The sequence below is a fragment of the Spirillospora sp. NBC_01491 genome (genome assembly GCF_036227065.1).
GTDB lineage: Bacteria > Actinomycetota > Actinomycetes > Streptosporangiales > Streptosporangiaceae > Spirillospora > Spirillospora xylanilytica.
In genome coordinates, this window is the sequence record NZ_CP109432.1 from 6,072,181 (window position 1) to 6,089,432 (window position 17,252).

A 17,252-nucleotide genomic window follows, 5' to 3' on the forward strand; every position below is an offset into this window, starting at 1 on the left:
CCCCCCGGAATCGGCGATCTTGCCCGAGTAGCGTAACGAGTACGACGGTCCGGGGGGTATGCAGCGTTCCCTACTGCTCGCCCCGGGAGTGCCGGAAGTGCCGGGCGATGCATGACCTCGGCGAGGCCGGGTAAAGCCCGTCCATCGACGGCCCGCTATGTTGGCCACGCTCGAAGCCGTTCCCAGGGTCATCGTCCTGGGCCGGCCGGTCACCTTCACCGAGGGGCCGACCCCGGGAAATCCGCCGACGCCTTCGCTAGCACCCCCCCGGGATCGGTCTCGCACAACTCCTCTCCTGGGGGACGCCGTGATCAGGAAAGTACTCGTCGCCAACCGGGGTGAGATCGCCGTACGGGCGTTCCGCGCCGCCTACGAACTCGGCATCGCCAGCGTGGCGGTGTACGCCTACGAAGACCGACTGTCCCTGCACCGCCAGAAGGCCGACGAGGCGTACGAGATCGGCGAGCACGGGCACCCGGTCCGCGCCTACCTCGACGTCGCGGGCATCGTGGAGACCGCGCTGCGCGTCGGCGCCGACGCCGTCTACCCCGGCTACGGATTCCTGTCCGAGAGCCCCGAGCTGGCCGAGGCGTGCGAGCGCAACGGGCTGACGTTCGTCGGCCCGTCCTCGGCCGTGCTGAACCTGGCCGGCAACAAGATCGAGGCGGTGGCGGCGGCCCGGCGCGCGGGCCTGCCGGTGCTCGGCTCGGCCACCCCGGAGCCGGGCGCCGAGCTGGCCTGCGCCGACGAGGTCGGCTTCCCGCTGTTCGTCAAGGCCGCCGCGGGCGGCGGCGGGCGCGGGCTGCGCCGCGTCGACCGGCGCGAGGACCTGGAGGCCGCGGTCGACGCCGCGCGCCGCGAGGCAGAGAGCGCCTTCGGCGACGCGACGGTGTTCCTGGAGCAGGCCGTCGACCGGCCCCGGCACATCGAGGTGCAGGTCCTCGCCGACGGCGCCGGGCACACCGTGCACCTGCGCGAGCGCGACTGCTCGGTGCAGCGCCGGCACCAGAAGGTCGTCGAGATCGCGCCCGCGCCGCGGCTCGACCCCGCCGTCGCCGAGCGGCTCTGCCAGGACGCGGTGACGTTCGCCCGCGAGATCGGCTACGTCAACGCAGGCACGGTCGAGTTCCTCCTGGACGACCGCGGCCGGCACGTCTTCATCGAGATGAACCCCCGGATCCAGGTCGAGCACACCGTGACCGAGGAGGTCACCGGCATCGACCTGGTGCAGGCCCAGTTGCGCGTCGCGGGCGGCGAGACCCTCGCCGGCCTCGGCATCGCGCAGGAGAGCGTGCAGGTCTCCGGGTTCGCCGTGCAGTGCCGCATCACCACCGAGAACCCGGCGAACGGGTTCCGTCCCGACACCGGCAAGATCTCCACCTACCGGTCGCCGGGCGGCGCCGGGGTGCGGCTCGACACCGGCACCACCCACGCGGGCGCCGTCGTCACCCCGCACTTCGACTCGCTGCTGGTCAAGCTGACCTGCCGGGGCCGGACGTTCGAGGAGGCGGTGCGGCGGGCCCGGCGCGCGGTCGCCGAGTTCCGCATCCGCGGCGTCGCCACCAACATCCCCTTCCTCCAGGCCCTGCTGGACGAGCCCGACTTCGACGCCGGCGGCGTCACCACCGCCTACATCGCCGAGCATCCCGAGCTGCTCACCGCCCGGTCCAGCGGCGACCGCGCGACCCGGCTGGTCCGCTTCCTCGCCGACGTCACCGTGAACCGGCCGAACGGCGAGGCGCCCACCGACCTCGACCCGGCCGGCAAGCTCCCCGCGCTCGACGCCGACGCGCCGTTCCCCGAGGGCTCCCGCGACCGGCTGCTGGCGCTCGGGCCGCGCGCGTTCGCCGAACAACTCCGCGCGCAGGACGCGCTGGCCGTCACCGACACCACGTTCCGCGACGCGCACCAGTCGCTGCTGGCGACCCGCGTCCGCACCTACGACCTGGTGACCGCCGCGCCGCACCTGGCGCGGACGACCCCGCAGCTCCTGTCGCTGGAGGCGTGGGGAGGCGCCACCTACGACGTCGCGCTGCGCTTCCTCGGCGAGTCGCCGTGGGACCGGCTCGCCGCGATCCGCGAGGCCGCGCCGAACCTGTGCATCCAGATGCTGCTGCGCGGGCGCAACACCGTCGGCTACACGCCCTACCCCGACTCGGTCGCCCGCGCGTTCGTCGCTGAGGCGGCGCGCACCGGCGTCGACATCTTCCGGGTGTTCGACGCGCTCAACGACGTCGAGCGGATGCGTCCCGCCATCGACGCGGGCCTCCAGACGCACGCGCTCGTCGAGGGCACGCTCTGCTACACCGGCGACCTGTCCTCGCCCGCCGAGACGATCTACACGCTCGACTACTACCTGCGGCTCGCCGAGCAGCTCGTGGACGCGGGCGTGCACGTCCTGTGCGTCAAGGACATGGCCGGGCTGCTGCGCGCCCCCGCCGCCCGCACCCTGATCACCGCGCTGCGCGAGCGCTTCGACCTGCCCGTCCACCTGCACACCCACGACACCGCGGGCGGCCAGCTCGCCACCTACCTCGCCGCGATCGAGGCCGGGGTGGACGCGGTGGACGGCGCCGCCGCGCCGCTGTCGGGGACGACCAGCCAGCCGCCGCTCCAGGCGATCGTCGCGCACACCGACTACACCGGGCGCGCCACCGGCCTCGACCTGGACGCGCTCACGGCGATGGAGCCCTACTGGGAGGCCGTCCGCACGCTGTACGCGCCGTTCGAGATGGGCATCCCGGCGCCGACCGGCCGCGTGTACCACCACGAGATCCCCGGCGGGCAGCTGTCCAACCTGCGGCAGCAGGCCGTCGCGCTCGGCCTCGGCGACCGCTTCGAGGAGATCGAGCGGCTCTACGCCGCCGCCGACCGGATCCTCGGCCGCCTGGTCAAGGTCACCCCGTCCAGCAAGGTCGTCGGCGACCTCGCGCTGCACCTGGTCGCGGCCGGCGCGGACCCGGACGACTTCGCCGAGAACCCCGAGCGGTACGACATCCCCGACAGCGTGACCGGGTTCCTGACCGGGGAGCTGGGCGACCCGCCCGGCGGCTGGCCCGAGCCGTTCCGCGGCAAGGCCCTCGCCGGACGGCAGCACACCCCCGCCCGCGCGGAGCTCACCGCCGACGAGGAGAAGGCCCTCGCCGGGCCGGGCGTCCGCGACACGCTCGACCGCCTGCTGTTCCCCGGCCCCGCCAAGGACTACCGGGAGGCCCGCGCGTCGTTCGGCGACCTGTCGGTGCTCCCGACCGGCCCGTTCCTGTACGGGCTGCGGCAGGGGCACGAGGTGTCGTTCGACCTCGAACCGGGCGTCCGCGTGCTGGCCGGGCTCGAAGCGGTCGGCGACATCGACGAGGCGGGCGTCCGGCAGGTCATCTGCACGGTCAACGGGCAGCTCCGCACGCTCGGCGTCCGCGACAAGTCGGTCGCGTCCGACGTGGCGCCGGTCGAGCGCGCCGACCCGAACGACCCCGGCCAGGTCGCCGCGCCGTTCGACGGCTCGGTCACGCTGCGCGCCGCCAAGGGCGACGAGGTCGCCGCCGGCGACGTGGTCGCCACCATCGAGGCGATGAAGATGGAGGCCGCGATCACCGCCCCGGTGGCCGGCACCGTCACCCGCCTCGCCGTCGCCGGGGCCACCCCGGTGCAGGCGGGCGACCTGCTCCTGGTCATCGCCTGACCGACGACCCGACGACCCGGCGACCCGGCGACCCGGCGACCCGACGGCCCCGACGGCTCTCGGACGCGGGACCGGGCCCGGTCCCGCGTCCGAGGACCCGGCCCGGCGGCAGCGACACGCGAGCCGCTGAGCCGCCCGCCTTGCCTCGTCCGGCGGGCTCGTGCGCACCATGCGGTATGAGCCGAGTCCTGTATGTGATCTGCTGCGGTGCGTTTCCGTCGGAGAACGCGCATGAACTGGTCGAGCCGGCCCAGGCGGACGGGTGGACGGTGTGCGTCCTGACCACGCCCTACGGACGGCGCTTCGTCGACGTCCCGCGTCTGGAGAGGCTGACCGGGTTCCCTGTCCGCAGCGAGTACAAGCAGCCCGGCGAGCCGGACGCGCTGCCGATGCCGGACGCGCTCGTCGTCGCGCCGGCGACCGTGAACACCATCAACAAGTGGGGTGCGGGCATCTGCGACACGGTCGCGCTGGGGTACCTGGTCGAGGGTTACGGGCTCGGGCTGCCGACCGTCGTGGTGCCGCACAGCAACCGGGCGCATATGGCGCATCCTCGATTCCAGCAGAACCTCGCGCTGCTGCGTTCGTGGGGAGTGACCGTCCTGCTGGACGGTCCGCGCGAGCCGAAACGGCTTCCCTGGCGGATGGTGCTCGACGCCGTGAACGAGCGGTATGCGGCCCGCGATGCCTGAAGGTCGCCACGGGCCGCGCGCCGCCGGCGTTCAGAGGCCGCCCCCCTCCTACGGGTGTGTGCGGCCTTCCCGCGGGGTACGGCCACGTTGCGCGCCGGACACCCTCCGACGGACGAGAAAGAGGAAGCGCCCTGAACCGTAGACACGCCCGCGCCACGCCCCCCAGCGCCGGCGCCGACCCGATGAAGGACTACCTCTCCCGCATCGGTCGGACCCCGCTGCTGACCGCCGAACAGGAGGTCGACCTGGCCAAGCGGATCGAGGCCGGGCTGTTCGCCCGCGAGCGCCTGGCCGCACCGGCCGCGCTCGCCGAGGACGACCGGGATGACCTGGAGTGGATCGCCGCCGACGGCCGCCGGGCCAAGGACCACATGGTCGAGGCGAACCTGCGGCTGGTCGTCTCCCTCGCCAAGCGTTACCTCGGCCGCGGCCTGCCGCTGACCGACCTGATCCAGGAGGGCAATCTCGGGCTGATCCGCGCGGTGGAGAAGTTCGAGTACCGCCGCGGCCTGAAGTTCTCCACCTATGCGGTCTGGTGGATCAAGCAGGCGATCAGCCGCGCGCTGGCCGACCAGAGCCGCACCATCCGCATCCCGGTGCACGTGGTCGAGGTGATCAACCGGATGACCCGGGCGCAGCGCAGCCTGGCCCAGGACCTCGGCCGCGACCCCACCCCGGCCGAGCTGGCGGTCGAGCTGGAGCTGACCCCCGAGCGGGTGCGCGCGCTCCAGCGCCACGCCCGCGACCCGATCTCCCTGCACACCCCGCTCGGCGAGGAGGGCGCGGGCGAGCTGGGCGACATGATCGAGGACCTGGACGCCGGCGACCCGGCCGACGTCGTCGCCGCCTCGCTGCTGCGCGACCGGCTCGACAGCGTGCTCGACACCCTCAGCGAGCGCGAGGCCGGGGTGATCTCGCTGCGCTTCGGCCTGGCCGGCGGCGAGCCCAAGACGCTGGAGGAGGTCGGCCGGATGTACGGGGTCACCCGCGAGCGCATCCGGCAGATCGAGTCGAAGGGCCTGCACAAGCTGCGCCACCCGTCCCGCCGCATGGTCCTGGCCGACATGCTCGGCTGAACGGACGCCACGGCCGCCCCGGCAGCCGTGCGGACGCCCCGGTCGTCAGCGGCGGCCGGGGCGTCCGCCGTGCACCCGGCCGGCGAGCGGCGGGCCGCGCTCATCGCCGGCACGGCCACCGGGCGGGGCCGGGACCACGGGTGACGTCGCGGCTACTATCGCGTTCCCCGCGTCGCCCGGAGCCGGGCACATCACGGGACAGATCGTGCACGTCAACGGGGGCGCCCACCTGGCCGGCCGAGCCCGTTGTGATCATCCTCTCCCGGGGTGACTTCGGCGGAATGTGGAACTCCTCCTGCGGTGGGATGACACTGGGGAGATTGTCCGGGAAGACTTCTCCTGGCACGGCATGGACGGGAGAGTAGGCGGAATGGCGACGAGTCGGTTCGTACGGCTGAGGCTCGCGGGAGCGGGCATGGCGGCGGTGCTGGCGGTGACGATGGTGCCGGGCTCCGCGTCGGCCGCCGGACCCGTCACACCGGGGGCGGGCACCGTGCCGATGCCGGGCGGCGCGTCCGTCCCGGGCGTCGGCGCCGTCCCGGCGGCCCCCGCGGGCCCGGGCCTCGCCGCCCTGCCGGCCTCGCCGCCGCCGAGCCCGGCCGGAATGGACCGCGCCAAGCTCTCGGCCACGCTCGACGCCACCCACGCGGCGGGCATGTACGGCCTGGTCTCGGCGGTCCGCGACGGGAAGCGGCAGTGGGACGGGGCGTCCGGTGTCGCCGACGTGCGCTCCGGGCGTCCGGTGAAGCCGGGCATGGAGCAGCGCATCGGGAGCATCACCAAGTCGTTCGTCGCGACCGCGGTGATGCAGCAGGTCGAGCGCGGACGGCTCGGCCTCGACGAGCCGATCGGCACCTACCTGCCGGAGCTGTTCCCCGGGGAGCTCGGCCGGCAGGTGACCGTCCGGATGGTCCTGAACCACACCAGCGGGATCGGCGACTACGTGAGCATCGCGTTCCCCTCGCTCGCCGAACTGTCGCCGTCCAGCCTGGACGAGGGCCGGCACCGGAGGCTGCGGCCCGAGCAGCTCGTCAACTGGGGGCTGTCGCTGCCGCGCACCGGCACGCCCGGCGAGCGCTGGTCCTACTCCAACACCAACTACGTGATCGCCGGGCTGCTCCTGGAGAAGGCCACCGGCGGCAAGGCCGAGACCTACATCGCGCGCGAGGTCATCGGGAAGGCCGGGCTCAAGCACACCTACTTCCCGAAGGGCGCCCGGCTCGACGGGCCGCACTCCAAGATGTACGAGTCGCTGTACCAGCACGTGAAGCCGCCGCGCGACTACAGCACCTATGACATGAGCTGGGCCTGGACGGCGGGCGCGCTGGTCTCCACGATGGACGACCTCAACCGGTTCTACCGCACCCTGCTGACCGGCGGCCTGACCTCCAAGGCGTCGCTGGCCGAGATGCAGAAGACGGTGCCGGTCAAGGACGCCGAGGGCAACGTCACGATGAACTACGGCCTCGGCATCTACGCGCTCGACCTGCCGTGCGGACGGTTCTGGGGCCACGACGGGGCGGTGTTCGGTGCCGGGACGCAGTCGCTGTCGAGCGCCGACGGCCGCCGCCAGGTGTCGGTGAGCCTCAACCTGATGAAGTACCAGCAGCTCAACGGCGAGGGCGCGCCAATGCCGCACCCGGTCGACAACGCGCTCTCCGCCCACCTGGTGCAGGCGCTGTGCGGCGGCGAGGGCGCCACGACGAAGTCGGGCGGCGAGACCCCCGTCCAGCCGCTGCCGTTGCAGTTCCGGGCGTTCCGTCCCTGACGCCGCGGCGCCTCTGACACCGTTGTGTCAGAGGCGCCCCCTAGCGTCCGGGGCATGTCGAGCCTGACGCAGCAGCGCGACCTGACCGACGCGTGGAACGAAACCGCCGCCCGCATCGACGCCCACGACGCGGACGGGGTCGCCGAGTTCGTCCGCGGCCTCGACGACGACGAGCGCCGCGAGGTCGCCCGCAGGCTCCCCGAGCTGCTCAGATCGGCGGCACCCCGCGGCCCGCGGCCGTTCATGGGCGACGACGCGGCGTTCCGCGCGGCGGGCGCGGGCACCCTCGGCGGCGCGGCGGCGGTCGCGGCGTGGCTCAACCGGCGGGAGTTCACCTCCCGCTGGGCGGGCGAGCACGACGACACCGGCCGCCTGCTCGACCTGTGGGACGACCGCGACGACGCGTGGCGGACCGATCTCGCGCGGCGGCTCGTGCTGCGGCTGCGCAGCCCCCGGCACATCGGCCTCGACCTGGCGCTGGCCCTCCTCGCCGAGACCGGCGCCGAGCCCCCCGAGCACGATCCCCTCGTCGTCGGCTGGGTGTCGACCGCGCCACCCCGCGCCAAGGATCCGATGCTGCCGGTGCTGCTGCCGCGGATCTTCGAGGCCGAGGGGGTGGGCCGGGCGCTGCGCGGCAACACCTCCTGGCTGCGGACGCTGGCCACGCTCGCGGACCGCGGCGCCGTCGACCGCCGCGCGCTGCTCGACGGCTGCGTCCGCCGGTTCCTGCGCGGCGGGACGGCCACCGACCTGCGCTTCTTCGTCAGCCTGCACCGGCTGCTCGAACCCGCCGATCTCGACGCGCGGCGGCGGCACGTGCGCCGCCACGCCCGCGACTACGTCCGGCTGCTCCCGTCCGCCCCCGGCCCGGTCGCCGAGCTCGCCGCCGGACTGCTGCGCGAGCTGCCCGACCTGAAGCCCGAGTACGTGGTGGAGGCGCTCGACGGGCTGCTGTTCCGCGGCGAGGTCGGCCTCGTCCGGGGCGGCCTGGCGTGGCTGGAGTCGACGGTGCGGCGGTCGCCCGAGCTGGCCGACGGCTGCGCGGCGGCGCTGGCCAGGGCGTTCGGGCACACCTCTCCCGGCGTGCGGCGCAGGGCGGTCCGGCTCGCGCTCAAGCTGCCCGACACGACCGCGCCCGACGCGCTCCGCGACGCCGTCCCGCTGCTGCCGGACGATCTGGCCGCGCAACTGACGGCCCGCTACGCCCCACCGGGCCCACCGGCCGCCTAGCCAGGGTCTGTCCCACAGTGGCCTCAGGTAGCGTGACGTGGGGAAACGCCGAACGGGGGAGGCCCACATGGACGAGTTCATCGCCGGACTGCCCAAGTGCGAGCTGCATCTGCACATCGAGGGGACGCTGGAGCCCGAGCTGAAGTTCGAGCTCGCCCGGCGCAACGGGATCGAGCTGCCGTACCGGAGCGCCGAGGAGGCGCGGGCGGCCTATGTCTTCGACAGCCTGACCTCGTTCCTGGTCGGCTACTACGCGAGCATGGACGTCCTGCGGACCGAGCCCGACTTCTACGACCTGGCGACCGCGTACCTGGTGAAGGCGGCGGCGCAGAACGTCCGGTACGCGGAGATCTTCTTCGACCCGCAGGCGCACACCTCGCGGGGCGTGCCGTTCGACCTGGTGATCCGGGGGCTGCGCCGGGCGATCCTGGACGCGGAGCGGCGCGAGGGGATCAGGGCGCAGCTCATCATGTGCTTCCTGCGCGACTCCGAGGCCGGCTTCGCGATGGCGACGCTGCTGGAGTCGCTGCCGTACCGGGAGTGGATCGCGGGCGTCGGGCTCGACTCCGACGAGCGCGGGAACCCGCCGGTGAAGTTCGAGCGGGTGTTCGCGCGGGCCCGGGAGGAGGGCTACCTGCTGACGATGCACTGCGACGTCGACCAGGAGAACACCACCGAGCACATCCGCCAGTGCCTGGACGTCATCGGCGTCGACCGGATCGACCACGGCGTGAACGCGCTGGACGACCCGGCGCTGGTCGACAAGGCCCGGGAGCGGGGGATCGGTTTCACCGTCTGCCCGGTCTCCAACGGCTTCGTGACCGACGGGCCCAAGGCCGAGGTGGTCCGCCGGATGCTCGACCTGGGCCTGCGGGTCACGATCAACTCCGACGATCCCGCCTACTTCGAGGCGTACGTGGCCGAGAACCTCCAGCTCGTCCGGGACGAGCTGGGGCTGAGCCGGGACGAGCTGGCCCGGCTGGAGCGCAACGCGTTCGAGATCGCCTGGCTGCCGCCGGCGATCCGCGACGGCTACCTCGCCGAGCTGGCGGAGTACACGGCCACCGCCCCCTGATCAGGGCGCGGCGAGGTCGGACGGGTCGGTGTTGGCGCCGCACAGGACGACCGCGATCCGTGCGGCCGGGGCCGGGCGGTAGGCGCCGGTGCGCAGCGCGGCCACGGCGGCAGCGGTGCCGTGCTCGACGACCAGGCGGTACTCGTCCCAGAGCAGCTTGCGCGCGGCGATGATCGCCGAATCGGGCACCAGGACGTCCCGGACGCCGGTGCGGGCGGCGACCGCGAGGGCGATGCCGCCGACCCTGGACGCGCCGAGCGAGTCGGCGGCGACGCCGGAGACCGGCACGTCCACGGGTGTCCCGGCGCGCAGGGCCTCGTGCAGGGTCGGCGCGGTCTCCGGCTCGGCGCCGACGACGGCGGCGTGCCCTTCGACGGCGGCGGCGACGCCCGCCATCAGCCCGCCGCCGCCCACCGCGAGCAGCACCGCGTCGATCTGGCCGCCCGCCTGCTCCAGGAGTTCCAGGCCGAGGGTGCCCTGGCCGGCGCAGATCTCCGGCTGGTCGTAGGGGTGGCAGAACAGCGCGCCGGTCTCGGTCGAGCGGTCGACGGCGGCCTCGGCCGCCTCGGCGTACCGGTCGCCGACCTGCACGACGGCCGCGCCGAGGGCGCGCAGCCTGTCGACCTTGATCTGCGGGGCGGTCTCGGGGACGTACACCTCGGCGGGGACGCCGAGCCGGGCGGCGGCGTAGGCGACGGCGAGGCCGGCGTTGCCGCCGGAGGCAGCGACGACCCCGGCGCGGGGGAGCGGCCCCTCGTCGGCGGCCGACAGCAGGCGGTTGAACGCGCCGCGCGCCTTGAACGAGCCGGTGTGCTGCGTCTGCTCCAGTTTCAGCCACATCCGCCGGGCCGGTTCGGCGCCGGCGGGGGCGAACGCCGCGGGGTCGGCCTCGATGAGCGGGGTGCGGCGGATCCGGCCCGAGATGCGGGCCTCGGCGGCCTGGACGTCGATGCGAGTGATCACCGGTGCATCCTGCCCGAAGGCGGCGAGAGTAAAGGTTCTTAACGCGCTCTTGACGCGGAATTGCACAACCCTCCACACTTAGCCCCATGGACGGTCAAGTTCCCACATCAACGGGCAATCATGTTGCCCGCTGAGCGGCACGCCCGGATCGGCGACGCGCTCCGCAGCACCAGGGTGGTCGGCACCGACGAGCTGAGCCGCCTGCTCGGCGTGTCGGCCGAGACCGTCCGCCGTGACCTGGTGGTGCTGGAGCGGCGCGGCGCACTGGTGCGGGTGCACGGCGGCGCGACCGCGAAGGCCGACGGCTCGGGCGAGGAGGCCCCCTTCACCGAGCGCGCCGTGATCGCGGGCGAGGCCAAGGCCGCGATCGGCCGCGCCGCCGCCGCGCTGCTCCGCCCCGGCCAGACCGTGATCATCGATGTCGGCACCACCGCCGTGGAGGTGGCGCGGGCGCTGCCGGCCGGGTTCCGCGGCACGGTGGCGACCTGCTCGCTGCTGGTGGCCGCCGAGCTGGCCGGACGCCCCGGCGTCGAAGTGCTGACCTCGGGCGGGCGGGTGCGCGCCGGCGACCTGGCCTGCTCAGGCGCGCAGACCGCCGCGTTCTTCGCCGACCTGCGCGCCGACGTGGCCTTCCTCGGCTCGGGCGGGGTCGACGCGGGCGCCGGGCTGACCGACTTCCATCTGGACGAGGTGGCGGTGCGGCGGGTCATCATCGCCAGCTCGCTGCGCTCGTTCGTCCTCGCCGACTCGGGCAAGCTCGGCCGGCTGGCGCCGCACCGCGTGTGCGGGCTGGACGAGGTCGACGGCCTGGTGACCGACCGCCCCGTCCCGCCCGGGTTGCAGCTCGCCGTCGAACGCGCCGACGGAGTGATCGTGTCCGCATGAGCGGGCCGGGCGGCGTTGCAGCGCCGCCCGGCCCGGACCGGAAGCCCAGCCTCTGACCGCAAGGAGTCCGACCCATGACCCAGTCTTCCACGCAGCCGGCACCGCGTGACGCGGTGCCGGCCGGACCCGGTGCCCCCGCCGAGGACGGCGCCTACACCGCGCAGTTCGCGCGGACACTGGGCCGCTTCGAGTCGTTCGCGGTGGCGTTCTCGTTCATCTCGATCACGACCGGGCTGTTCACCACCTTCGGCACGGTGCTCGGTTACGGCGGCCCGGCCGGCATCTGGACCTGGCCGATCGCGACGGCCGGCACCCTGCTGGTCGCGCTGGTGTACGGCATGCTCGCCAGCCGCATCCCGCTGTCGGGGTACAGCTACCAGTGGGCGAGCCGGCTGGCCTCGCCGGTGCTCGGCTGGTGGTTCGGCTGGGTGTCCTTCACCTTCCTGGCGATCGTGGTGGTGGCCGTCGACTACGGGCTGGCGCAGGTGGCGCTGTTCCCGCTGTTCGGGCTGGAGTACACCGCGATGAAGGGGGCCGGGGTCACCGCGATCGTGCTGCTGCTCCAGATGGCGCTGATCATCTGGTCCACCCCGATCGCCACCAAGATCAACAACCTGGCGGTGGCGGCCGAGGTCGTCGCGATGATCGGGCTGACCCTGCTGATCGCCGGCGCGGTGATCTTCTTCGGCAAGGGCGAGTGGGGCAACCTCGGCTCGTTCGGCGAGATCAAGTCCGCGGGCTACTTCGGCTTCCTCGGGCCGTTCATGCTGTCGGCGCTGCTCGGCGCGTTCACCCTGGTCGGCTGGGAGTCGGCGGCCAACCTGGCCGAGGAGACGCACAACCCCAAGCAGGTCGTGCCCCGGGCGATGATCCGGGCGATCCTGATCAGCGGCGTGATCGGGATGCTGTTCCTGATCGTGATCACCGTCGGGATGGGCGGCGACCTGGCCGGGGTGACCGCCAGCTCGGCGCCGGTCGCCGCGGTGATCGAGAGCACCGTGGGGCACTTCATGGCCAGCGCGATGCTGGTCGTGGTGAGCATCGCGATCTTCGCCTGCGGCCTGATCATCATGACCAGCAACAGCCGGCTGGTGCACTCGATGGCCCGCGACGGGCGGCTGCCGTTCTCCCGCGCGCTCAGCCAGGTGCCGCGCTCGACCGGCGGACCCACCTGGGCCACCGTGCTGTGCGCGCTGACCTCGGTGGGCATCGTCGCGATCTTCTCCAAGAGCGAGACCGCGCTGGCGGACCTGCTCGGCGCCGGCACCCTGATGCCCGCCATCCTGTACGCGGGGACGGTGCTGCTCTACATCTTCACCCGGCGCGGGTACACCCCGTCCGAGGGCGACTTCCGGCTCGGCAAGTGGGAGATCCCGGTGGTCGTGGGCGCGGTGGTGTGGCTGGTCGTGGAGCTGTCGATCTTCGTGATCCCGTCCGACTTCCGGGCCGCGCAGCTCTACGTGCTGGCGACCGTCGCGGTCGGCGCGGTGGTCTTCGCCGTCGTGTGGACCACCCGCCGCGCCCAGCTCACCCGCGTCCCCGACCTGGAGACGCCCGTGCTGGAGACGCCCGTGCTGGAGACGACCGTGATGGAGACGCCCGCCGGGGAGGGGAAGCCGTGACCGTCCTCGCCATCGACCAGGGCACCTCGGGCACCAAGGCGATCGTCGCCGACCCGGTGGACGGGGTGGTCGGTCTCGCCGAGGTCCCGGTCAACCCCGTCTATCTGCTGGGCGGCGGCGTCGAGCAGGACCCGGGCGAGCTGCTCGCCTCGGTGCTGGAGGCGGGCCGCCGGGCGATGGAGCAGGCCGGACGGCCGGTCGAGGCGGTCGCGCTCGCCAACCAGGGCGAGACCGTCCTGGCCTGGGACCCCGCCACCGGACGGCCCCTGACGCAGGCGATCGTCTGGCAGGACCGCCGCGCCGAGGGCCTGTGCGCCGAGCTGGCCGAGCACGCGGACTGGATCGCGCGCCGCACCGGGCTGGTGCTCGACCCCTACTTCACCGCCCCGAAGATGGCGTGGCTGCGCCGCAACCTCACCACCGAGGGGGTGGTGACCACCACCGACACCTGGCTGGTGCACCACCTCACCGGCGAGTTCGTCACCGACGCGTCCACCGCGAGCCGGTCCCTGCTGATGGACCTCGACGCGGCCGACTGGGATCCGGAGCTGGCCCGGCTGTTCGGGCTCGGCGACGAGCGGCTGCCCAGGATCGCCGCCTGCGACGAGGTCGTCGGGACGACCCGCGCATTCGGCCCGGAGATCCCGGTGGCCGGCCTGGTCGTCGACCAGCAGGCGGCACTGCTCGCCGAGGGCTGCCTGACGCCGGGCACCGCCAAGTGCACGTTCGGGACGGGCGCGTTCCTGCTGGCCAACACCGGCGGGACGGCGCTGCGGTCCCCGTCCGGGCTCACCTCCTCGGTGGCCTGGCGGGTCCGCGGCGACACCCCGTACTGCGTGGACGGGCAGGTCTACACGGCCGCGTCCGCGGTCCGGTGGATCCGCGACCTGGGGTTCATCGGCTCGGCCGCCGACCTGGACACGGTCGCCGCGCCGGACTCCGGGGGCGTCCTCTGCGTGCCGGCGCTGGCGGGCCTCGCGGCCCCCTGGTGGCGCTCCGACGCGACCGCCGCGTTCACCGGCATGACCCTGTCGACGGGACGGGAGCACCTGGTGCTCGCGGTGCTCCAGGGCATCGCGGCCCAGGTGGCCGAGCTCGGCGGCCTGGTCGCCGCCGACCTCGGCGCCCCGCTGACCGCGCTCCGCGTCGACGGCGGCCTGACCCGCAGCCGCACGCTGATGCAGGCCACCGCCGACCTGATGCAGACGCCGATCGAGGTGTACCCGTCGCCGCACGCCACCGCGCTCGGCGCCGCCGCCCTCGCCCGGCTCGCCGTACGGCCCGAGCTCGCGATCGAGCAGGCCGTCTTCGACTGGACGCCCAGCACCGGCTACGAGCCCCGCTGGACGGCCGAACGCGCCGCCGAGTTCCGCTCCCGGTGGCGCGACGCCGTGTCCCTGGGCCTGCCGCGGGAGACCCCCGCCCGGCCGGCCCCGAACTCAGGAGGATCCGCATGACCGATGTCGACGTGGTCGTGATCGGCGCGGGCGTCGTCGGCTCGGCCATCGCCAGGGACCTGGCGGGCCACCGGCTCTCGGTCGCGCTGCTGGACGCCCGCGACGATGTGGGCGACGGCACCAGCAAGGCCAACACCGCCATCCTGCACACCGGCTTCGACGCCAAGCCCGGCACCCTGGAGGCGCGGCTCGTCCGGCGCGGCTACGAGCTGCTGTCGGGTTACGCCGCCTCGACCGGGATCCCGGTCGAGCGCACCGGCGCGCTGCTCGTCGCGTGGACCCAGGAGGAGCTCGAGGCCCTGCCGGGCCTGCGCGACAAGGCCGCCGCCAACGGCTACGAGCGCTGCGAGCTCGTCGGCGCGGACGAGGTCTACCGGCAGGTGCCCGCGCTCGGCGACGGGGTCCTCGGCGGCCTGACCGTCCCGGACGAGTCGATCATCTGCACCTGGACGACCACGCTGGCCCTGGCGACCGACGCCAAGGCGCGCGGCGCGCGGGTGCAGCTCGGCCACCGCGTCACCGCCGTCCAGCCGGACGCGTCGGGCACCCTGCTGCGCACCACCGGCGGCGACGTCCGGGGCCGCTGGATCGTCAACGCGGCCGGGCTCGGCGCCGACGTGATCGACCGGCTGTTCGGGCACGACCGGTTCACCGTCACGCCCCGCCGCGGCGAGCTCTTCGTCTACGACAAGCTGGCCCGCCCGCTGGTCGACCGGATCGTCCTGCCGGTGCCGACCTCGCGCGGCAAGGGTGTGCTGGTCAGCCCGACCATCTACGGGAACGTGATGCTCGGCCCGACCGCCGAGGACCTCGCCGACCGCACCGCCACCGGCACCTCCGAGGACGGCTTCGCGTTCCTGCTCTCCAAGGGCGGACGGCTGATGCCGAGGCTGCTGGAAGAGGAGGTCACCGCCAGTTACGCCGGGTTGCGCGCGGCCATCGACCACGGCGACTTCCTCATCGACGCCGACGCGGACGCCCGGTACCTGCTGGTCGGCGGCATCCGCTCCACCGGCCTCACCGCCGGGATGGCGATCGCCGAGCACGTCCGCGCGCTGATCGGCGAGGCGGGCCTGGTCCTGGAGCCGCGCGACGACCTGCCCGCGCCGCCGCGCATGCCCAACATCGGCGAGGCGGACCGGCGGCCCTACCAGGACGCCGGGCTGATCGCGCGCGACCCCGAGTACGGACGGGTGGTGTGCTTTTGCGAGCGGGTCACCGCGGGCGAGATCCGCGACGCGTTCGACTCGCCGCTGCCGCCCGCCGGGGTGGACGGCCTGCGCCGCCGCACCCGCGCGATGAACGGCCGCTGCCAGGGCTTCTACTGCGGCGCCGAGGTCGGCGAGCTGGTCGCGACCCGCGCCGCCGCCGTCCGTCCCTGCGCGGACCGTCCCTGCCAAGCAGGCGACCGCGACGCCGAGGAGGCCCGCCGATGACCGCCCGAACCCCGGAGACCCCCGGAACCCCTGGAACCACCGGGACCGTAGAGCCCGCCGTGCTCACGCCGGACGTGGTCATCGTCGGCGCCGGCCCGGCCGGGCTCACCGCCGCCGCCGAGCTGGCCCCGCGCCTGGACGGGCAGGTGCTCGTCCTCGACCGGGAGCGCGAGGCCGGGGGCATCCCCAGGCACAGCGACCACACCGGTTACGGCCTGCGCGACCTGCGCCGCGTCATGACCGGGCCCGCGTACGCGCGGCGGCTCGCGGACGCCGCCGTCATCGCGGGCGCGGCCGTCCGCACCGGGGCCACCGTCACCGGCTGGGCGGGGGACCGCTCGCTGGAGGTCACCTCGCCGCAGGGGCGGCTGCGGGTGGACGCCCGCGCCGTCGTGCTCGCGACCGGGGCCCGCGAGCGGCCCCGTCCGGCCCGCAAGATCCCCGGCGACCGCCCGGCCGGCGTCTACACCACCGGCCACCTCCAGAACCTGGTCCACCTGCACCACGGCGCACCCGGCACCCGCGCGGTGGTCGTGGGCGCCGAGCTGGTGAGCTGGTCGGCGGTGCTCACGCTGCGCGAGGCGGGCTGCCGGACGGTGCTGATGACCACCGAGCTGCCCTCCCCGGAGTCCTACGCCGCGTTCAACCTGCCGGGCCGGGCGCTGCTCGGCGTCCCGGTCGCGACCCGCACCCGCCTCACCCGGATCATCGGGTCCGGCGGCACCGGGTCAGACGGCAGCGGGTCCGGCGTCGGGTCCGGCGTCGGCGGGCACAAGCGGCTCGAGGCCGTCGAGATCGAGGACCTGGCGACCGGGCGGCGCCGCACCGTCGAGTGCGACACCCTCGTCCTCACCGGAGACTGGATCCCCGACCACGAGCTGGCCCGGTCGGCGGGCCTGGAGATCGACCCCGGCACCCGCGGGCCGCTCGTCGACACCGCGCTGCGCACCAGCCGCCCCGGCGTGTTCGCCGCCGGCAACGTGCTGCACCCGGTCGACACCGCCGACATCGCGGCGCTGGACGGACGGCACGTCGCCGGCGAGGTGCTGGCCTTCCTCGCGGGCCGCGAGCCGAGCCCGGACGGCGTCCGGTTCGTCGCCGACGCCCCGTTCCGGTGGGTGGCGCCGGGACTGCTCCGTCCCGGCGACCCGGCCCCCGCGCGCGGGCGGCTGCTGCTGTGGACCGACGAGCTGGTCCGCGTCCCCCGGGTCGTCCTGCGCCAGGACGGGCGGGTGCTCGCCCGCCGCACCGTGCCCTGGCCCGCGTCGCCGGGACGGGTGTTCCGGGTGCCGTGGTCCATGGTCAGGTCGGTCGACCCGCACGGCGGCCCGGTCCACGTCGGCCTGAGGTAGTCCTGACCCGCGCCCCG

The 17,252-nt window shown here is 74.2% G+C and carries 11 protein-coding genes and 1 pseudogene; 11 read left to right on the forward strand and 1 reads right to left on the reverse strand.

Annotation, left to right across the window (positions count from 1 at the left end; all coding sequences use genetic code 11):
- Nucleotides 1-307: 307 nt before the first annotated feature.
- From OHA34_RS28275 to add, 6 genes and pseudogenes are all read left to right on the forward strand, one after another.
- Complete coding sequence (locus tag OHA34_RS28275) at nt 308-3,679, forward strand: pyruvate carboxylase (RefSeq protein WP_329519421.1); 3,372 nt, start codon at nt 308-310, stop codon at nt 3,677-3,679.
- A gap of 176 nt (nt 3,680-3,855) precedes the next feature.
- Complete coding sequence (locus OHA34_RS28280) at nt 3,856-4,371, forward strand: flavoprotein (protein ID WP_329519422.1); 516 nt, start codon at nt 3,856-3,858, stop codon at nt 4,369-4,371.
- A 167-nt stretch (nt 4,372-4,538) separates the two neighbouring features.
- Nucleotides 4,539-5,447 (forward strand): annotated as a pseudogene (locus OHA34_RS28285) (RNA polymerase sigma factor); the annotation flags it as partial.
- A 370-nt stretch (nt 5,448-5,817) separates the two neighbouring features.
- Nucleotides 5,818-7,215: a serine hydrolase domain-containing protein gene (locus tag OHA34_RS28290; protein WP_329519423.1), complete on the forward strand. Its 1,398-nt coding sequence runs from the start codon at nt 5,818-5,820 to the stop codon at nt 7,213-7,215.
- A 54-nt stretch (nt 7,216-7,269) separates the two neighbouring features.
- Nucleotides 7,270-8,445, forward strand: coding sequence for a DUF6493 family protein (locus OHA34_RS28295; RefSeq protein WP_329519424.1), 1,176 nt, complete (start codon nt 7,270-7,272; stop codon nt 8,443-8,445).
- Nucleotides 8,446-8,512: 67 nt separating this feature from the next.
- Nucleotides 8,513-9,520, forward strand: coding sequence for an adenosine deaminase (gene add, locus OHA34_RS28300; RefSeq protein ID WP_329519425.1), 1,008 nt, complete (start codon nt 8,513-8,515; stop codon nt 9,518-9,520).
- On the opposite strand, the gene OHA34_RS28305 is transcribed toward add, so the two are convergent.
- Nucleotides 9,521-10,483 carry a threonine/serine dehydratase gene (locus OHA34_RS28305; RefSeq protein WP_329519426.1) on the reverse strand — a complete coding sequence of 321 codons (963 nt, stop codon included), beginning with the start codon at nt 10,481-10,483 and terminating at the stop codon, nt 9,521-9,523.
- 120 nt (nt 10,484-10,603) lie between these two features.
- Between OHA34_RS28305 and OHA34_RS28310 the strand changes: the two genes are divergently transcribed.
- From OHA34_RS28310 to OHA34_RS28330, 5 genes are all read left to right on the forward strand, one after another.
- Nucleotides 10,604-11,368 carry a DeoR/GlpR family DNA-binding transcription regulator gene (locus tag OHA34_RS28310; RefSeq protein ID WP_285938391.1) on the forward strand — a complete coding sequence of 255 codons (765 nt, stop codon included), beginning with the start codon at nt 10,604-10,606 and terminating at the stop codon, nt 11,366-11,368.
- 74 nt (nt 11,369-11,442) lie between these two features.
- Nucleotides 11,443-12,990, forward strand: coding sequence for an amino acid permease (locus OHA34_RS28315; RefSeq protein WP_329519427.1), 1,548 nt, complete (start codon nt 11,443-11,445; stop codon nt 12,988-12,990).
- A complete protein-coding gene (locus OHA34_RS28320; RefSeq protein ID WP_329519428.1) occupies nt 12,987-14,447 on the forward strand; it encodes an FGGY family carbohydrate kinase in 1,461 nt (486 codons plus the stop codon). The genes OHA34_RS28315 and OHA34_RS28320 overlap by 4 nt, the downstream gene beginning before the upstream one ends.
- Entirely contained in the window at nt 14,444-15,883 is a 1,440-nt protein-coding gene (locus OHA34_RS28325; protein ID WP_329519429.1) for an NAD(P)/FAD-dependent oxidoreductase, read from the forward strand. Before OHA34_RS28320 ends, OHA34_RS28325 begins: the two co-directional genes overlap by 4 nt.
- On the forward strand, nt 15,880-17,235 hold the full coding sequence (locus OHA34_RS28330; protein ID WP_329519430.1) for an NAD(P)/FAD-dependent oxidoreductase: 1,356 nt from the start codon (nt 15,880-15,882) through the stop codon (nt 17,233-17,235). The genes OHA34_RS28325 and OHA34_RS28330 overlap by 4 nt, the downstream gene beginning before the upstream one ends.
- Nucleotides 17,236-17,252 lie beyond the last annotated feature (17 nt).